Annotated in this window: 12 protein-coding genes; 7 read left to right on the top strand and 5 right to left on the bottom strand. The window is 73.6% G+C overall.

Annotated features, from left to right (window positions below):
* The first annotated feature begins 154 nt into the window (after positions 1-154).
* Positions 155-1078, top strand: a complete 924-nt coding sequence (locus WMF28_RS11670; RefSeq protein ID WP_437602260.1) for a DUF4123 domain-containing protein — start codon at positions 155-157, stop codon at positions 1076-1078.
* 24 nt (positions 1079-1102) lie between these two features.
* On the opposite strand, the gene WMF28_RS11665 is transcribed toward WMF28_RS11670, so the two are convergent.
* Genes WMF28_RS11665 through xseA form a run of 3 tightly spaced genes read right to left on the bottom strand, consistent with a single transcriptional unit; the run spans position 1103 to position 5974 of the window.
* Positions 1103-3277: an amylo-alpha-1,6-glucosidase gene (locus WMF28_RS11665; protein ID WP_437602259.1), complete on the bottom strand. Its 2175-nt coding sequence runs from the start codon at positions 3275-3277 to the stop codon at positions 1103-1105.
* Positions 3274-4260 (bottom strand): shikimate dehydrogenase family protein, encoded by a 987-nt coding sequence (locus WMF28_RS11660; protein WP_437602258.1) that lies wholly within the window; start codon positions 4258-4260, stop codon positions 3274-3276. Before WMF28_RS11660 ends, WMF28_RS11665 begins: the two co-directional genes overlap by 4 nt.
* Complete coding sequence (gene xseA, locus WMF28_RS11655; protein ID WP_437602257.1) at positions 4247-5974, bottom strand: exodeoxyribonuclease VII large subunit; 1728 nt, start codon at positions 5972-5974, stop codon at positions 4247-4249. The genes WMF28_RS11660 and xseA overlap by 14 nt, the downstream gene beginning before the upstream one ends.
* A gap of 660 nt (positions 5975-6634) precedes the next feature.
* Here xseA and WMF28_RS11650 point away from each other — a divergent pair.
* From WMF28_RS11650 to WMF28_RS11640, 3 genes are all read left to right on the top strand, one after another.
* Positions 6635-7792 (top strand): IMP dehydrogenase, encoded by a 1158-nt coding sequence (locus WMF28_RS11650; protein ID WP_437602256.1) that lies wholly within the window; start codon positions 6635-6637, stop codon positions 7790-7792.
* A gap of 143 nt (positions 7793-7935) precedes the next feature.
* A complete protein-coding gene (locus WMF28_RS11645; protein ID WP_437602255.1) occupies positions 7936-8319 on the top strand; it encodes an SCP2 sterol-binding domain-containing protein in 384 nt (127 codons plus the stop codon).
* A gap of 205 nt (positions 8320-8524) precedes the next feature.
* Positions 8525-9727: a CaiB/BaiF CoA transferase family protein gene (locus WMF28_RS11640; protein ID WP_437602254.1), complete on the top strand. Its 1203-nt coding sequence runs from the start codon at positions 8525-8527 to the stop codon at positions 9725-9727.
* A 98-nt stretch (positions 9728-9825) separates the two neighbouring features.
* Here WMF28_RS11640 and WMF28_RS11635 read toward each other — a convergent pair whose 3' ends face one another.
* A complete protein-coding gene (locus WMF28_RS11635; protein ID WP_437602253.1) occupies positions 9826-11412 on the bottom strand; it encodes a hypothetical protein in 1587 nt (528 codons plus the stop codon).
* A gap of 141 nt (positions 11413-11553) precedes the next feature.
* Between WMF28_RS11635 and WMF28_RS11630 the strand changes: the two genes are divergently transcribed.
* On the top strand, positions 11554-14403 hold the full coding sequence (locus tag WMF28_RS11630) for a protein kinase domain-containing protein (RefSeq protein WP_437602252.1): 2850 nt from the start codon (positions 11554-11556) through the stop codon (positions 14401-14403).
* A 10-nt stretch (positions 14404-14413) separates the two neighbouring features.
* Complete coding sequence (locus tag WMF28_RS11625; RefSeq protein ID WP_437602251.1) at positions 14414-15493, top strand: hypothetical protein; 1080 nt, start codon at positions 14414-14416, stop codon at positions 15491-15493.
* A 33-nt stretch (positions 15494-15526) separates the two neighbouring features.
* Here the strand turns inward: WMF28_RS11625 and WMF28_RS11620 are convergent, their stop codons facing one another.
* The gene (locus tag WMF28_RS11620) at positions 15527-16342 is read right to left on the bottom strand and encodes a uracil phosphoribosyltransferase (protein ID WP_437579778.1); all 816 of its coding nucleotides are present in this window, start codon (positions 16340-16342) and stop codon (positions 15527-15529) included.
* Between the two features lie 240 nt (positions 16343-16582).
* On the opposite strand from WMF28_RS11620, the gene WMF28_RS11615 reads away from it, so the two are divergent.
* Positions 16583-17074, top strand: coding sequence for an SMI1/KNR4 family protein (locus WMF28_RS11615; protein ID WP_437490000.1), 492 nt, complete (start codon positions 16583-16585; stop codon positions 17072-17074).
* Positions 17075-17092 lie beyond the last annotated feature (18 nt).

Below are 17092 nucleotides of genomic sequence, written 5' to 3'. Positions count from 1 at the left end.
TGCGCGTCGGGGCCGGTCACCTGGAAGGCAGGAAAAGATTGATAGTCTCCCGATCGTCTCCCACGTGGTTCCCGGCTTCGTGTGGATTTCCCGCCGATCGGTGTTCTAGGCTTACTCGCCGGCCGGATCGGCGCCTTGTGCGATGGAGACGACCATGAGCGAAGACCAGGAAGCAGGATTCGTTCTCCAGGTCGTCTCGGGCCCCATGGCCGGACAGAGCGCGCACATCCCCGGCAACCGTCCGCTGCTCGTCGGCCGCGCGCCCGAATCGGATCTCTCGATCACGAGCGACGGTGAGCTCTCCGCCCTGCATTTCTCGGTCGAGCAGATCGACGGCAGCTACCTGCTCCGCGACCTGGGGAGCCGCAACGGGACGCAGGTCAACCGCGAGCGCGCGCGCGAGGTGTCGCTCCGGCACGGCGACGAGATCCGCGCGGGGGCGACCCTGTTCGAGGTGGTGCGCCGCGAGCCGAACCGCCGCTGCGCGCCGACCCGGCCCGCCCCGCCCTCGCGCCGGGCGCGGAGGACCGAGCTCGTCGCGACGGGCGCGCCGTTCACCGCGTCGGCGCGGGCGCGGCTCCGGCAGGAGCGCTCGCCGCTCTTCGCGGTGGTCGACGCCGCCCGGGACCCGCGCATCCGGCTGCTCCTCGGCAACGCGGGCGAGCAGACCGCCTCGCTCTATACCGGCTTCCAGGGCGAGATCCTCGCGGACGTCGGCCCCACGCTCGTGCGCCTCCCGCACGGGTCCACCCTGCTCGACGCGCTTGTCGACAGCGGCTGGGGCGACAGCTGGGGCGTCTTCCTGACGAGCCACCGCGCGTTCGGCGACGTGCGGAAGCACCTCCGCCGGTTCCTCCTGGTCGAGAGCGGCACGGGCAAGCAGCAGTACTTCCGCTTCTACGACCCGCGCGTGCTCCGTGGCTTCCTGCCGACGTGCGGTCCGCGAAAGATCGAGGCGCTGTTCGAGGAGATCGAGGCCTTCGCGATGGAGGCCGAGGATCCGGGCAAGCTGCTGCGCTTCACCGCGCAGGGCGGCAAGGCGATCCGCGAGGCGTCGACGCTCGAGCGCGAGGGCTGAGGGCGCGCGGCGCGGGCCAGGCGTTCAGCGCGGCGCGCCCGGGTCCTGACCGGGCAGATCCCAGGCGAGCGCGCGCAGGAGCTCCGCCACGCTGAAGGCCTGAGCGAAGCAGCCGCCGGGGAGGTGCGGCGGCTCCCCGGACGCGACCTCGGGCACCTGGCCGATCGCGATCTCGTTGGCGGCCGCGGAGATGACCAGCCTTTGGAGCAGCGGGATGACGTGCTCGCCGAGCGCGGAGGAGTGCCGGGCCGCGCGCGCGTAGAATCCGAGCAAAAATGGCCAGACCGTGCCCTGGTGGTAGGCGTTGTCGCGCGCCTCCGGGACCCCCTGGTACCGGGGCGCGTAGGCCGGGTCGGCCGGCGAGAGCGAGCGCACGCCGGCGGGGGTCAAGAGCTCCAGACGGGCCCGCTCGAGCAGCAACACGGCCTGCTCCGGCGTGAAGCAGGCGGGATCCACCGCCACGGCGATCACCGCGTTGGGGCGGATCGAGGCGTCGCGGAACGCGCCCTCGCCGTCCGCGTGCTCCGAGATGACGTCGTAGGGGTAGCTTGTCGCCTCGCACCAGAAGCGGCCGGCGAAGCCCCGGCGCGCCGCGCGCGCGGCCGCCTCCGCCCGCTCCGCGAGGCGCTCGTCGCCGGCGGCCCGCGCGAGGCGCGCGAGCGTCTCCGAGCCCTTCGCCCACAGCGCCGTGAGCTCGACCGGGCAGCCCGCGCGCGGCGTGACCGCGCGGCCCGCGACGCGCGCATCCATCCACGTGAGCCCGTCCATCGCGCCCTCGCCGCCGCGGCCCGCGGCGAAGAGGCCGTCGGCCGTGATGTGGATCGCGTTGCGGGTCCCGCGCAGGGCGGCCTCGAAGGCGTCGCGCAGCGCGCCGAGCAGCTCGCCCGAGACGAACGGGTGCGTGTCGCCGATCGCGTCGGCGAGCAGGCGGGCCGCCTCGAACAGCCAGAGCGTCGCGTCCGCGGTGTGGAACTCCGCGGGCTCGCCGGCGTCGGGGAGCCGGTTCGGCACGAGGCCGTCCTGCATGGCGTCGATCAGCGCGCGGAGGACGCGGATCGCCCCCTCGGTCTTGCGCGGCACGAGGTAGAGGCCGGGCAGGGCGATGAGCGCGTCGCGGCCCCACACCTCGAACCAGGGGTAGCCCGCGACGACGCCGGGCCGCGGCGCCGCGTCGGCGCGGAACGTCTCTGCCGCGATGGTGAGCCGCCGCTCCAGGAGCGGCCGCCGGGGCCCGGGGTCCTCGGCGCGGATCGCCGCGCTCGCCGCCGCGAGCAGGTCCTCCGGCTCGTCCTCGGGCAGCGCGCCCACCGCCACGAGCAGGTGGACGGGCTCGGCGCCGATCACCGTCTCGAAGTGGCCCGGCGTCCAGAGATCCTCGAGGAAGTCGAGGCCTCGCTCCTGCTCGCCGAGGTACTCGAAGCGGCGCCACCAGTCCTGCGAGCCGACGAACGTGCCCTGGTACCGGAAGCAGATCCGCGGCAGCGCGCGGTTCGGCTGCACCCGGACCTCGCCGAGCGACGGGCGGTCTCGCCCCGAGCCGGGCTCGCCGCGCGGCGCGCCGGCGCGGAGCTCGACCTTCTGGGAGATGCCGCCGTTCTCGCGGAGCAGCTGGTGCATATGGCGGGCGGCGAGGAGCGGGCGCAGCGTCAGCATCACCGGCTCCGCCCCGCTCCAGGCATAGCGCAGGACGGCCGCGTTCTCGCCGCGCACGAGGCCGAGCGTCACCTCGAGCTCGCCGCCCGGCAGGGCGTACGCCCAGCGCGGGAGAGGATCTTGATCGAAGCGCTCGAGGTAGAATGAGCTGATCTCGGGGTCGATGCCCGGGAACTGGTGCTTGGCGAGGTCCCACCGCGGCCACGACGCCCGGCGCTCGGCCGGCGCGCCCTGCTGCCGGATCGGGCGGACGCTGGCGTCGACGTGCGAGAGCATCACGTGCCGGCGCCGCGGCGGGTCGAGCGCCGCGACGAGCAGCCCGTGGTAGCGACGGGTGTGCATGCAGGCGATCGTCGAGCTCGCGTAGGCCCCCGCGCCGTTCGTGTGCAGCCACTCCTTTCGCGCGATCGAGAGCTGGCCGCGCACCTCGACGTGAGGCCAGGGCGAGGCGTGCTCCAGCGCGGCGCCCTGGGCGCGCGACGTCGCGGGCGTGGACGAGAGCGCGTCGTGAGGCGGAGCGTGCCTCCGGGATCCGTCAGAGCTCATCGACCGCCGGTGGCCTTCCTGAGCGAGTCCTCGGCGGCGGCGCGCATCACCTCGACCGGCGCCGGGAGGCCGGTCCAGAGCGTGAAGGACTGCGCCGCCTGGCCGACCAGCATCCCGAGCCCATCGGACGCGCGGAGCCCGCGCTCGCGCGCCGTGCGGAGGAACGGCGTCACCGGCGGGTTGTAGACGACGTCGTAGAGGCACACGCTCGGCGAGAGCGAGTCCCACGGGATGATGCTGGTGACCTCCTCGCCCGGCGGCCCGCCGAGCATCCCGGCGCTCGTGGCCTGGATGATCAGGTCGGCGGCGACGGCGAACTCGCTCCAGTTGAGCCGCAGCGCCACAGAGGACTTGCTGCTGATCGGCCGCTCGGTCGAGATCGGCCAGGGGGCCGTGAGCGCGCCGAGCTCGGACGCGCGTTGCCCCGCAGGCGACTCCAGCATCGCCTCGGTGCTGGTCCACGACCGGGTGGTCACGCTGATGAGGTGGTAGCCGAGCAGCTTGCAGGCGGCGATCGCCGCGAACGCCGCGCCGCCCGCCCCGATGATCAGCGCGCGCTGCCGCGGGCTCGCGATGGCGCCGTGCCGCCCTTCCGGATCATCCCCCTGAGGCGGGTCGGATCGCAGGAGCAGCGAGAGCTCGTCGCGGAGCGCGATCACGTCGGTGTTGTGCGCCGCCACGCGCCGCGGTTCGGTCGCGCAGAGGACGTTGGCGACGCCGACGTCGGCCGCGCTCGAGTCCACGTCGTCGACCATCGACATGATCGCGCGCTTGTGCGGGATGGTGACGTTCGCGCCCGCGATGAGGCCGCTCCGGATGTCGCTGACGAAGCGCGCGAGCTCCGCGCCGGTGGGCACGTCGAACGCGCTGTAGATGTGGGGCAGGTGGTGGGCCCGAAACGCGGCCGAGTGCATGGCCGGCGAGACAGAGTGGCCCACCGGGTGCCCGACCAGACCGAACATTCGCCGCTCAGGGTTCGACATGATGCCTTTCCTCCGGGCCGGCCTCTGCTCCGCCCTGCCCCGCCGAGACCTGGCCGGAGGCGCCCGCGCGACCGAAGGTCGGGGCGCGCTCGTCGGCCGCGAAGCCGAGCCCGAGCTGCTCGCACGCGGGCGCGCCGGGCTGCGCCCTGCCGCGCCTCGTCGCGCGGCCGGTCGCCGGAGCGCGCGGTCCGCCGCTCTGGCGCGCCGGCGGGGCGGGCGCCGCGGCCGCGGCGGCGGCTGGCGCGGGCGCCGCGGGCGCGCTGCGCTCGACGAGCGGCTCGTCCGGCCCTGCCGTGGCCACGACCCGCGCGAGCAGCGCGCCGTGGTGCACGCGCACCGCGATCGGATCGCCCGGGGCGACCTCGCGGTGATCGCGGACCGCGCGCCCCGACGCGTCCGTCGCGATGGCGTAGCCCCGCGCGAGCACGCGGAGCGGCGACATCGCCTCGAGCCGGGCGACGTCGCTCGCGAAGCCCTCCCGCAGGAGGGCGACGTGGCGGCGGGTGGCCGCGGCGAGGCGCACCGACAGCGGCCTGAGCGCCCCGCGGGCGCCGGCGAGCACCGCGCGCGGGTGGCGCGCGGCGAGCCGCCGCTCGAGGCGCTGGAGCCCGGCGCGGTCCTCGACGACGATGCGCTCCATCCGGCGCCGGAGCCTCGCCATGGCGTCGTCGATCCGCTGCTGCGGCTCCGCCAGGATCTGCGCGGGCGAGCCGAGCCGGGCGCGCTGCCGGTCGAGGTCGGCCCGCGCGGCCCGGAGCCGGTGGGCCATCGCGCGGCGCATGCGGGCCTCGAGGTGCTCCAGCGCCGCGCGGCGCGCGGCCGCGTCCGCGACGAGCATCTCCGCCGCCTGCGAGGGGGTGGCGGCGCGCGCGTCGGCGGCGAGGTCGGTCAGCGCGACGTCGATCTCGTGCCCGACCGCGCTCACGATCGGCACGCGCGCGGCCGCGACCTTCCGGACGACGATCTCCTCGTTGAACGCGCTGAGGTCGTCGGCGGAGCCGCCCCCGCGCCCCACGATGATCACCTCGATGCCCGGAAATTCCTCGAGCAGCGCGATCGCGCGCACGATCCGCTGCCCCGCGCCGGCGCCCTGCACCGGCGTGCGCGCGAGGATCAGCCGGGCGGCGCCGCGGCGGAACGCGACGGTCACGATGTCGTGGATCGCCGCGCCGTCGCCGCTCGTGACGACGCCGATGATCTGAGGATCGACCGGCAGCTTGCGCTTGCGCTCCGGCGCGAAGAGCCCCTCGTCGGCGAGCTTCTCCTTGAGGCGGAAGAGCGCCTCGAGCAGCGCGCCGCGGCCGGCGAGGCGCGCGTCGTCCGCGCAGAACTGGAGCCGGCCGCGCGGCACGTAGACCGTGGCGCGGCCCGTGAGCACGACGCGGGCGCCGTCGGCGAGCAGCTTGCGCGCGCGCGGCGCGGCGGTCCGGTACATCACGCAGTCGATCGCCGCCTCTTCGTTCTCGTCCTTGAGCGTGAAGTAGGCGTGACCGCTGCCCACGACGCGCAGGCCCGAGATCTCGCCCTCGACGCGAACGTCCGCCGTCGACCCCTCGAGGATCCGCTTCAGCCGGCGATCCAGCTCCGCGACCGAGACCACCTCCGGCTCGGCGCCCCTCGGGCGGCGCGAGGTCGGCGGGCTCGTGAGCTCGCGCGGCTCGGCTGCGGGAAGGGCCGCAAACGAGAGCTCGGGCGTGATATCGCGGCGCTGCACAGGGCAGACCTACCCTTTTGCTCGGCCTGGGGAAAGACTCTCGCTGGCCCGATCCCGCGCCAGGCCTCGAGGATGAACACGAGGCTCCAGGTGGCCCACCCCATCACCGAGTGGACGACCGGCGTCCGTACGCGCGCGATGTCATCGCGCGCATACGGCGCGCCGTCGCCGGGCACGCCGTCGCGGGCATCAGGACGAGCCTCCCCTTTCACGGGAATCTCCTTTTGTGCCCTGAGTTCCAGGCCGGTCGCCGCGACGCGGGCTCCATCGCCGAGCCTCGGCGGAGCGCTGCGTCCCCACCGCGACTCCCGCGGAATGACGCGTCGCTCGCCGCCGCCCGCCGTCGGCCACGGCGCGCGGTCTGGCGCATTGTCGCGCCGCTGAGCGCGGCGCGACACATCGCGACGCGCCGCAGAGCGCGGCGCGACACATCGCGACGCGCCGCTGAGCGCGGCGCGACACATCGCGACGCGCCGCTGAGCGTGGCGCGACACATCGCGACGCGCCGCTGAGCGTGGCGCGACGACATCCAAAGCCCGGCGCGCCCGGACGTTCCCGGTCAGCGCGCTGCCTACGCAGCGCGTCGCCCCAAAGTCTCCTCTCGCTCCGGCCCCGCTCAATGCTATTCTACGCCGAACTTTCGGCTGGGGTGGAGGTGCGATGGGACGCGAGGCGAAGGGCCAGAAGGACCCTCTTGGGTCCGTCGCCACGCTCCCACCGATCGAGGCACGCGCGCACGAGCCTCCGCCTGCGACAGGCTGGCCGGCCGTGCAGCGCCCGGGCGAGCCGGCGAGCGACGACGTCGTGATGCCTTCCCCGGAGACGCGATGGTTCGACGCGACCGCTCCCGACCCGGCGCCGACGCGGGGGACGGGCGCTCGACGGCTCTGGTCGATCCCGCTCCTCGTGGCCGCGCTCGTGGTGGTCGCGACCGCGCGCAGCGTGATGCTCCGCGCGCTCTTGCCGGTCGCCCTCGTCGCGGCGGCGGTGGCGCTGCTCGCGCGGGGGCGGCGGCCCCTCCTGCCGGCCGCGCAGGCGAGCCGACGCGGGCTGAGCCTCGACGGCGATCAGCTGCAGCTCCGGGGCAAGGGCGGCGTCGGGGAGCACATGCTGCTCACGACCCGCGAGCGGTTCGGCGTGACGCTCCTCGCGACGCCGCGCCGCGATCGCATCGTCGCCCTGCTCAGCTCCAGCGCCGGGATGTCCTGCGTCGGGGCCAGCTTCGATGGCCCCGCGCGCCGCACCTTCGCCGCGCTGCTCGACCGCGCGTCCGTCGTGGGCTCCGACGAGGTCGGGCTCGAGGCGATCGGCCCGGACGGCGAGCCGATCTCGCTCGGCCCGCCGGTGCTCGCCGCGCTCCTCGAGGAGCTCACGCTGCGCTCGCCGGGGTGCCTCGATCGCTTTCTGCTGACCGACGCGCGCGGCGCGACGCTCATCCTCGACAGCGGGGAGCTCCGCGCCGGCGGGCGCGTCTTCGATCTGACCGCGCCGCTCGAGTGGCGCGCGTTCGTCTTCCAGGAGGCGCTCGGGCAGGCGGTCGCCGTGTACCAGGGGACGTGGGTGCGTCAGGGCACGAGCGAGATCTTCCTCGTCTGCCTGCTCCCTGCGATGACGCCCGCGCTCGACGGGCTGGGGAAGTCGCTCGGCCCGCTCGATCGCAGCGCGCTCCGCGACCTCCGGCTGATGCAGGGCATCCCGGAGAGCCCGCCGCCCTCCGATGAGCGCGTCGCCATCGATCGCCTGCTGATGGTCCCGATCCGATCCGCGCTGGACAAGGCGCCCCGACCCGCCGCGCAAGCGCCGCGCGCGCGTGCATGAAAACGCTTACCAGGCCCGTCCTGACGGCGCGACAAGGCGGTAGCGATAGACGTCCCTGGCGGTACGATGCGCGCGCGCTCCAGCGTCGGGCTTCGCTTGACGCCCGCGCGCGGGCACGGGTAAACCGCGCTGGTACCCAGAGGTTGAGTCACCACGTCCCCTACGAGATCCGGAGGCGATCCATGGCCGTCGATATCCAGAGACTGTTCAACGAGGAGCTACCTGCTGCCCTGGCGAAGAATTCCGACGCGGCCAAGCAGATCGGCGGGAAGTACCAGATCAACGTGACGGGCGAGGGTGGCGGCGAGTGGCTGATCGACCTGTCCGACACCGGGCCCAAGATCGCTTCGGGCAGCCCGGGCAGCGCGGACGTCACGATCTCGCTCAGCACCGAGGATTTCCAGAAGCTGCACGAGAACCCGCAGGCCAACTCGATGCCGCTCTTCTTCGCGGGCAAGCTGAAGGTCGCGGGCAACCAGATGCTCGCGATGAAGCTCCCGAAGCTGTTCCAGCTCAACGCGGGCTGATCCCGGCGTCGGCGGGGCCCCGCCGTCCCCTTCCGGCGTCGCGCCCGGCGCCGGCGACGGGCTGCTGGTGAGTCGCAGCCCCTGCATTCACCTCCCCGACCTCGAGGTGCCCGCCTCACGCCGTGGGCTCGGACGCGACCGGCGTCCTTCGGTGCTCCTCCTCGACCCCTCTCCCGCGCACCACGAGAACGACAGGGAGGCCGCCATGCGCCCGCTCACCGATACGCGCATCCTCGATCTCTCGAGGCTCTTGCCGGGCCCCTTCGCGACCCTCGTGCTCGCGGATCTCGGCGCGACGGTGGACAAGATCGAGGACGTCGCCGGCGGCGACCTCCTCCGGCAGCTCCCCCCGCAGATCGCCGGTGAATCCGCGGCGTTCCAGCTCGTGAACCGCGGCAAGCGCAGCGCCCTGCTCGATCTGAAGAAGCCCGAGGGGCGCGACGCCTTCCGCCGGCTCGTCGCGACGTACGATGTGCTCCTCGAGCAGTTCCGCCCGGGGGTGCTCGATCGGCTCGGGATCGGCCACGCGGCGCTCTGCGCGGACAACCCGCGGCTCATCGTCTGCGCGCTGACCGGCTACGGTCAGACGGGCAGCCTCGCCACGCGCGCGGGGCACGATCTGAACTACCTCGCCCGCGCGGGAGTCCTCGGCGCGCAGGGGCCCGCCGAGGGCCCACCGCAGGTGCCTGGCTTCCAGGTCGCCGACGTGAGCGGCGGGATGTGGTGCGCGATCGCGATCCTCGCGGCGCTGCGCGAGCGCGAGCGGACCGGGCGAGGCGCGGTGCTGGACATCGCCATGACCGACGGCGCGCTCGGCTTCGCGCTTCCCACGCTCGCCGCGGCGCTCGCGGGCGGCGACCCCGCGCGCGACGGGGAAGGGGCAGCGGCGGGGGCGCGCGGAGCGGGCGACGAGCCGCTCACCGGCGGGCTCGCGCCGTACAACACCTACCTTTCGAAGGACGGGCACGCGATGGCCCTCGCCGCGCTGGAGCCGAAGTTCTGGGTCGCGTTCTGCGACGGCGCCGGGATCGAGCCCGACCTGAGCGCGCTCGTCCCCGGCCCGCACCAGGCCGGGCTCAAGCGCAAGGTCGCCGCGGTCTTCGGGGGAAGGACGCGCGCCGAGTGGGAGGCGTTCGCCGCCGAGCGCGACTGCTGCCTCGAGCCGGTGCTCGATCCGCGGAGCGCTCCGGCCGATCCCCACCTCGCGTCGCGCGATCTCCTGTTCGAGATCGCCTCGCCGCGCGGCCCGATCCCTCAGCTCAGGACGCCCGTCACGCCGGCAGGCGTCGCGTTCGCGCCGGCGCCCCGCGCCGGAGAGCACACGCGCGCCGTCCTGCGCGACGCGGGCTTCTCGGACGACGAGATCGACGCGCTGATCCGCGCCGGCGCGGCGCGCGAGGCGCGCTGAGGATCAGGCGCCTCGCCCGTCGCGAAGAAGATCGCTCCGCACGCCGAGGACGCACGCACCGAGCGCTCGCAGAGGCGCCCGGCGCACATCCTTTCGCGTCAGATCTTCTTCAGCTCGTCCACGAACTCCCAGTCGGCGATGAGGTGCTTCTTGAGCAACAGCGACAGGAGCGCGGCGAACATCGCCTCCCAGCGCACGTTGTTGCCGAGGATCTCGCTCGCGTCGGCGCCGTGCGAGACGGCGCGGAGCGCGGAGACGAGGTCGCGCGCGGTGAGGCCCGGATCGTCCGTGGTGAGCGGGGGCGGTGGCTCGGACTGGGCGGCGGCCCGCGGGGCCGGGGCTGCTTGCCGCGGCGGCTGCTGCTGCTGCTGCTGCTGGGGCTTGGTCCCGCGCGCGGGGAGCGTGATCGTCGTCCCGTCGAGGAGGGTGAGCGAGACCATCCGCCGGCGGCCTCGGCCTTGCGGCGCGGGGATGTTGCGCACCTCGCGCTCGCTCGGGGGTTCCTCGCCGTGGTCCGGGGCGCTCTCCGGGACGGTGCGCGCCGCGGCGCTGGCGCGCCCGAGCACGGCGCCCAGGAGCGCCGCGGCCGGCGAGCTCGACGTCGGCGCCGCGTCCGTGCTCCGCGCGGACTCGCTGGCGGGCGGCGTCAGCGGCCCCGGCGCGGAGCTGGGGCGCAGCGTCTTCCGGCGCTCCGACTGCACGGCCTGCGCCGGCTGCGCCGCCTGCGCGGATTGTGCCGCCTGCGCGGATTGCGCCGCCTGCGCCGCCGCGAGCAGCTCGGGCGACGGCGCGACCTTCAGCGTCGGCCGCGAGCGCTCGTCGGGACGGCCGCGGATCAGCCGCTCCTCCGGCCGCCCGCGGATCAGCCGCTCCTCCGGCCGCCCGCGGATCTCCTGCTCCTCCGGCTGCCCAGGGAGCTCCCGCTCCTCGGGCCGCGTCGCGGGGCGAGCCGGCTCCCACGCCAGCTCGTCCTCCATGACGCCCATCTCGGCGGCGTCGATGTCGGAGGTCTCGATCGCCGGCACCGCGTCATCGACCGGCCGCGCCTCGGAGCGGAGCGCGGGCCGCGTCAGCAGCAAGGGCTCCGGCGTCGACGAGACCTCCTCCGAGTGCCTGGCGCTCTCCGGCGCTCCGGAGAGCTCGGAGGAAGGCGGCGGGTCGACCGGGCGCGCCCGCGACGGAGGCTCGTTCGCCTGGGCCGGCGGCGCGGCCGCTGGCGGCGGCACCGAGCGGGCGCGCGCCCCGTAATAGACCCGGATCGCGTTCCGGATGTCGCTCGGCGGAGCGATCATCGCGCGCACGGGCAGGCCGGAGAACGCCATGCACTCCTTCATGCCGTCCTCGTTGGTCGGATCGTCCATCGCGACGTAGAGCGTCTCGCCCTGGTTGCGGACGTGGCGCACGTAGATCGGGACGAGGCAGTAACGCTCGGCCACGTCGTGCGGCACGAGGTTGAGCAGCTGCCTCGAGAACTCGATGTGCAGCAGGGAGACCCAGGGGACAGCGAGCTGGTGGGACAGGATCTGCGTCAGCTGGGTTTCGTTGATGAGACCTTGCTCGACGAGGAGCGTCCCCAACCGCCGGCCGTCCGTGCGCTGCTGCTCCAGGGTCCTCTCTAGGGCGTCCTGGGTGATCATCCGCGCGTCGACCAGGAGCTGACCGAGACGTAGGCGAGGCGTAACCATCGCGCCCGAGGTTACCCCAAGTGGGATCCAGGACCTAACAGACGACTGGACGAGCCCCTCCGCCCCCCTCCCGGCGAGCCCGCAGGGGCCGGGGGAGACCTCGACTCCAATCGCTATCCCGAACGTGGTAAGGTCCCGCGCGTGTCCACAGTGGTCTGCCCGCAATGCGCGAATCCGTGCGAGCAGGCGCACAAATTCTGCCCGGTCTGCGGCTTCCCCATCTCGGAGTTCAACCGGACGTCCGACGATCCGCTCATCGGGACGACGCTCCCAGGCAACTACGTGATCCTGGAGCTCGTCGGGGTGGGCGGCATGGGCCGCGTGTACAGGGCCGAGCAGAAGGCCCTGGGGCGCACGGTGGCCGTCAAGATCATCCACCCCCACCTGCTCGGGGACGAGAGCGCGTCGGTCCGGTTCATCACCGAGGCGCGCGCTGCGAGCCGCCTCAACCACCCGAACTCGGTCGGGGTCATCGACTTCGGCAAGAACGGCGGGCAGCTCTACCTCGTCATGGAGTTCCTGCGCGGGCGCGACCTCGCCCGCGTGGTCTACGAGGACGGCCCGCTCCCCTTCCGCCGCATCATCGACATCCTCTGCCAGGTGCTCGCGGCGCTGGCCGAGGCGCACCACCTCGGCATCATCCATCGCGATCTCAAGCCCGAGAACATCGTGCTCGAGAAGATGCGCTCGGGCGGCGACTTCGTGAAGGTCGTCGACTTCGGCCTCGCGAAGATGAAGGCAGAGGTCACGCCGACGAACATCACGAGCCCCGGCATCGTCTGCGGGACCCCGGACTACATGGCCCCGGAGCAGGGCCGCGGCGACCCGATCGACGCGCGGAGCGACCTCTACGCGTGCGGCGTCATCCTGTTCCAGCTGCTCACGGGCCGGCTCCCCTTCGAGGCGGAGTCGCCGACGCAGGTCGTGCTGATGCACCTCTCTTTGCCCCCGCCCGACCCCGCCCTGATCGCGCCGGAGCGCGAGATCCCGGAGCCGCTCGTCGAGCTCACCCTGCGGGCGCTCGAGAAGGACGCCGCGCGGCGCTACCAGACCGCGGACGAGTTCTCGGCCGCGCTGCGCGCGGCGGTCGGGACGTTCGACACGCCCTCCGGCCGCTTCTCGTTCGCCGAGGCGACCGTCATCTGCGCCGCCTGCCGCGCCATCGTGCCGCGCGGACAGAAGTTCTGCGGCGAGTGCGGCGCCAGGATCGCGCAGCCGCACTCGCCGGCTCCGGCGCCGCGCGCCGCGGCGGGCGCGGCGCCCCCGACCGCGCGGCGCGATCGCGCGCCTTCGGCCCCCCCGCTCCCGCTGCCGTTCGCCGCGCGCGAGGACGATCTCGCGTGGCTCGACGCCTGCCTCGCCGACGTCGAGGGCTCGGTCGTCGCCGCGCGCATCGTCGGCGATCACGGCGTCGGCAAGACCCGGCTGCTCCGCGAGTTCCTCGACGTCGCCGCGAGCCGGGGCGACGTCGTCATCCAGACCGGCCCGGACCCGTGGGGCGCCGAGGTCGGCTACTACGCGCTCCGCTGGGCGATCGCCGGCCTCGCCGAGCTCCCGCCCGACGGCGGCAACGCGTCGAACTGGAACGGCGCGACGCCGGAGGCGCGGCGCGGGCTGCTCGAGATCTTCGGCAAGGGTGACCGCGCGACCGACGTGCGCAGGAACGCCTGGAACAAGCCGGCCGTGGGCGGCCTGTCGCCCGACGATCGCCGCTTCATCGCCGCGGAGGCGCTGCGCTGGGCGCTCTCACGCGCGCAGCAGTCCGCCTTCCCGCACCGGGTCCTGCTCGCGGTCGACGATCTGCACGCCGTCGACGGCGCGAGCCGGAACGCCTTCGCCGATGTGATCGCGGAGCCGCCGCTCGCGGCGCTGCTCATCGTCGCCAGCCACACGCCCGGCTTCGAGCCGGAGTGGGGCGGGGCCGTGCGCGCGCTCGGCGGCCTGCCGAAGGACATCGCGCTCTCGCTCCTCCGGAGCAGCATGAGCCTCGATCACCGCGCCGCCCGCAAGACGCCGCAGAGCGCGGGCGGGGCGCGGCCGTCGCCGCGGCGCGAGCCCGCGGACGGCGCGGCCGATCAGGCCGCGCTGGGCCTGCCGCCGAGCGCGGCGACCCCGGCCGGCCTCGGCGGCGAGGCCGCGACGGTGCCGCCGCTCTACATCGACCAGCTGGTCCGCTACACCCTCGAGGGGGGCAGCGATCCGCCCGCGCGGATGGCCGATCTCGTCGCCGCGCGGATCGAGCGGCTGCCGCAGGACGCGCGCCGCACGCTGCAGGCGCTCACGGTCATCGGGGACGCGGCGGATCGGGCCACGCTGCAGCGCCTGCTCCCGGACATCCGCGCCTTCGACGATCTGCTCGGCAAGCTCGTCGCGGCGGGCATGATCGAGGAGCAGGCGAGCGGCATCCGCACCGCTCACCCGCTGCTCCGCGACGTGACGCTCGCGACGATCCCGGCCGGCGTCCGGCGCGATCTGCACGCCAAGGCGACCTTCGACGGCGCGGGCGACCCGCTCGCGCTGCCGATCGAGGTGCAGGCGATCCACGCCTACCACTCGCAGAACGCGTTCGTCGCGCTGATGCTGCTCGAGCAGGCGGCGGATCGCGCGGCCGCGCGCGGGGACACCGCCGGCAGCGTGCTCGCGCTGCGCCGCGGCCTCGATCTGGCGCGGCGGGAGATCTTCCGGGGCGAGCTCGACGATCCGGTGCGCGCCGTCCTCATCTTCAGCCGGAAGCTGGGCGAGGCGCTCGCGCGCGCCGACGATCTCACCGACGCCGACGGCGTGCTGCGCGAGGCGCTCGATCTCGCCGGCCCCGGCGGCCCCGACCGCGCGCTCGTCCTGGGCGCGCTCGCGCACGTGGCGCACCAGCGCGAGCGCACGAGCGAGGCGTCGATGTATCTCCGGGAGGCGATGGACCTCGCCCGGCAGAGCGCCGACAGCGACGTGGTGCAGTCGCTCGACAAGATGCGGCGCGAGTGGATGACGCGCTGAGCGAGAACCGGTGAACAGCGAGGAGCGAGCGCAAGGGTCCCGATCTCCGGCGAACGCCGCGGCGCCCGCGGAGCGCGCGCCGTTCATCGCGCGGTGGGACCTCGACAAGACTTACCTCAGGACGGACTTCGAGACGCTGCGCGACCTCGTGCGGACCGCGATCGAGCGGCCCGATCAGAAGCGCACCGTGCCGGGCGCCGGGTCGCTCCTGCGCGAGCTCGGCCGCGCGGGCGTCGAGACCCACATCCTCTCGGGCAGCCCGGAGCAGCTCCGCTCCCGCATCGAGCAGAAGCTGCGGCTCGACGGCGCGCGCTGGGCGTCGCTCACGCTGAAGCCCAACCTGCAGAACATCCTCCGGCTGCGCTTCCGCGCGCTGCGCGGGCAGCTCGGCTACAAGCTGCCCGCGCTGCTCCAGCGCCGCTGCCAGCTCCCGAGCCAGCGCGCCCCGGACGGCGCGCTCATCCGCGAGGTGCTCCTCGGCGACGACGCCGAGGCCGACGCGTTCGTCTACTCGCTGTACGCCGACGTCTGCGAGGGGAGGGTCACCCCGCTGGAGCTCGGCGAGGTGATGCGGCTCGGGCACGCCTACGACGACACAATCCTCGATGCGACCCGGTTCGCGAGCTACGTCGAGAAGGGCCCCGTCGTCGAGCGCATCCTGATCCACCTCGATCGGCAGTCATCCCCCTCGGATTTCCGGATCTTCGGCGACCGGGTCGTCCCCTTCTACAACTACCTGCAGGCGGCCTTCGTGCTCCACGAGGACGACCGGATCGCCGCGCACGCCGTGCTCCGCGTCGCGCAGGCTCTTGTCGTCGCTCACAACTTCGACAGCGTCGCGCTCGCGCGGAGCTACGTCGACCTGTCCCGCCGCGGGCACGTCTCGGGCAAGGGCATCGCGTCCCTCGAGGCCGCCTACGGCGAGCTCGCGCAGCGCAGGGCCGCCGGCGCGAGCGACCTCGGCGCGATGGTCGCGGAGCTCACGCGGCTCTGCAGCGATCTGCGCCCCGCCATGAGCCGGCCGCACGCCGCCATCGACTACCGCGCGCTCGCCGCCGGTCACAACCGCCGCTCGAAGCGCGGTCGCTGACGGCGCGCGCCGGGGGCGGCGATGGCCGCTCGCTCACAGCCAGGCGTTGTTGAGGATCTCGCCGACGCCGCCGGCGCCCGGGACGATGTACTGGATGGCGTTCAGGCCGCGCTCCTCGTCCCAGTGCGTGCCTGGCTCGGTCTTGAGCACGCGCGCCGGCGAGAGGCCGCGATCGAGCCGGAGCGCGTAGATGATGGCGTCCGGGTGGGCCTCGGTGACGCGGCGGATGTACTCGGGCGTCACGATGAGGTGCATGGCCACGCACTTGGCCGGCCGCCCCTCGAGCGCGGTCTTGTAATACGTCAGGGCGCTGACCATCGACGAGCCGGTGGCGCCCATCGGATCGGGGAAGAGCACGTGGCGCCCCTCGACGTCGCGCCCGATCTTGGCGTCGTGCCAGGTCGCGCCGACGACCTCGCCCTGCTCGTTCGTCTGCCGGCTCATGAACAGGTGATCCTGCCGCACCAGCGCGGGGTCGAGGACCTCGTTCAGGAGCTCGTAGACGACCTGGGAGGGCATCGTCCCGGCGCGCGCGATGCCCACGGTGACGACCTTTGTCGCGCGGGACAGCGCGGCGCCGCGATAGATGGCCTCCGGATGGGACGAGATCATCCGGGTCGGGACGTCGACGCGGGTGCGCTCCAGCTCGGTGGCGAGGACGGCGCGCGCCAGGTTCTGGTAGAGAAAGCCGACGAGACGCCCGACATCGGGCTGAACCGTTTCCGGGGAGCAAGCGCGAGCCAGCAGAGTCCACGCGAGCGGATCATCGAGAAGGTGCACGCCAGGACCGTATCGGTGCGCAATTTCCGGGGGCCGGAATCGACTCTCAGCGTACGCAACGTCGACCATCGTTTTTCTGTTACACTACCTGACCCGGCGCGGGTTATTCCTCCGGGTGCGCACCGGTGCTCTCCCCGGGAGCGAAGCGGTTTTCGAAGCGATGAGGGCGCCCGCCCAGCGGGCTGTCCGGTGGACTTGCAAAGGAAGGGATGTTCGGTGGATAGCGACCTTGCCGAGTCGGTTACGGCGCTCAAGGATGCCTTTGTCCGAAGAGGTATCCCAGCGAGGTTCGGAAAGGCGGCTCCGGCGGTGGTGGAAGAGCTGCGCAGGACGCTGCGCGTGCCTGCCAGGTACCGCGCTTTCCTGCAGGAGGCCGACCCGCTCGATGTCGAGACGGTGACTCCGGTCGAGCGCGTACGCCTCATCCCCTCGGAGAAGCTCACGGCCGAGCAGCAAGCGAGCGGCGGCGACAGCTCCCTCGCGGGCTGGCGCAAGAGCTGGATCCTCATCGCGCGCAGCGCCCTCCTGGGAGACCCTTACTTCCTCGACATCTCGAAGCTCGACGCCGAGGGAGACTGCCCCGTGTTCACCTGCATGACCGGGATCGACGCGCTCAAGCCGGAGCTCTGCGCGTCGAGCTTCCAGCAATTCCTTCGCATCCTCGCGACCTCGATGGAGGTCGCCTCCGGCTTCGGAGAGAGCGGCCTCGACGACGACGACGAGGCCATCTTCCGCGAGACGCTCGCGCCGAAGATCAAGACGATCGACTCCGCGGCCCTCCGCGCGGGTCACTGGACATGACGTGGCGTCCACGGCGCG

Source organism: Sorangium sp. So ce590 (assembly GCF_051521365.1).
In the GTDB taxonomy this organism is placed as follows: Bacteria; Myxococcota_A; Polyangia; order Polyangiales; family Polyangiaceae; genus Sorangium.
Note: the sequence above shows the minus strand (reverse complement) of the source record. Positions and strands in the feature narration are given on the sequence as shown.

Coding starts and splice junctions, on each gene's coding strand:
- WMF28_RS11660 (WP_437602258.1), bottom strand. CDS start 4,260: ATGTCGAACCCTGAGCGGCGAATGTTCGGTCTGGTCGGGCACCCGGTG.
- WMF28_RS11640 (WP_437602254.1), top strand. CDS start 8,525: ATGCGCCCGCTCACCGATACGCGCATCCTCGATCTCTCGAGGCTCTTG.
- WMF28_RS11620 (WP_437579778.1), bottom strand. CDS start 16,342: ATGGTCGACGTTGCGTACGCTGAGAGTCGATTCCGGCCCCCGGAAATT.
- WMF28_RS11635 (WP_437602253.1), bottom strand. CDS start 11,412: ATGGTTACGCCTCGCCTACGTCTCGGTCAGCTCCTGGTCGACGCGCGG.
- WMF28_RS11670 (WP_437602260.1), top strand. CDS start 155: ATGAGCGAAGACCAGGAAGCAGGATTCGTTCTCCAGGTCGTCTCGGGC.
- WMF28_RS11650 (WP_437602256.1), top strand. CDS start 6,635: ATGGGACGCGAGGCGAAGGGCCAGAAGGACCCTCTTGGGTCCGTCGCC.
- WMF28_RS11665 (WP_437602259.1), bottom strand. CDS start 3,277: ATGAGCTCTGACGGATCCCGGAGGCACGCTCCGCCTCACGACGCGCTC.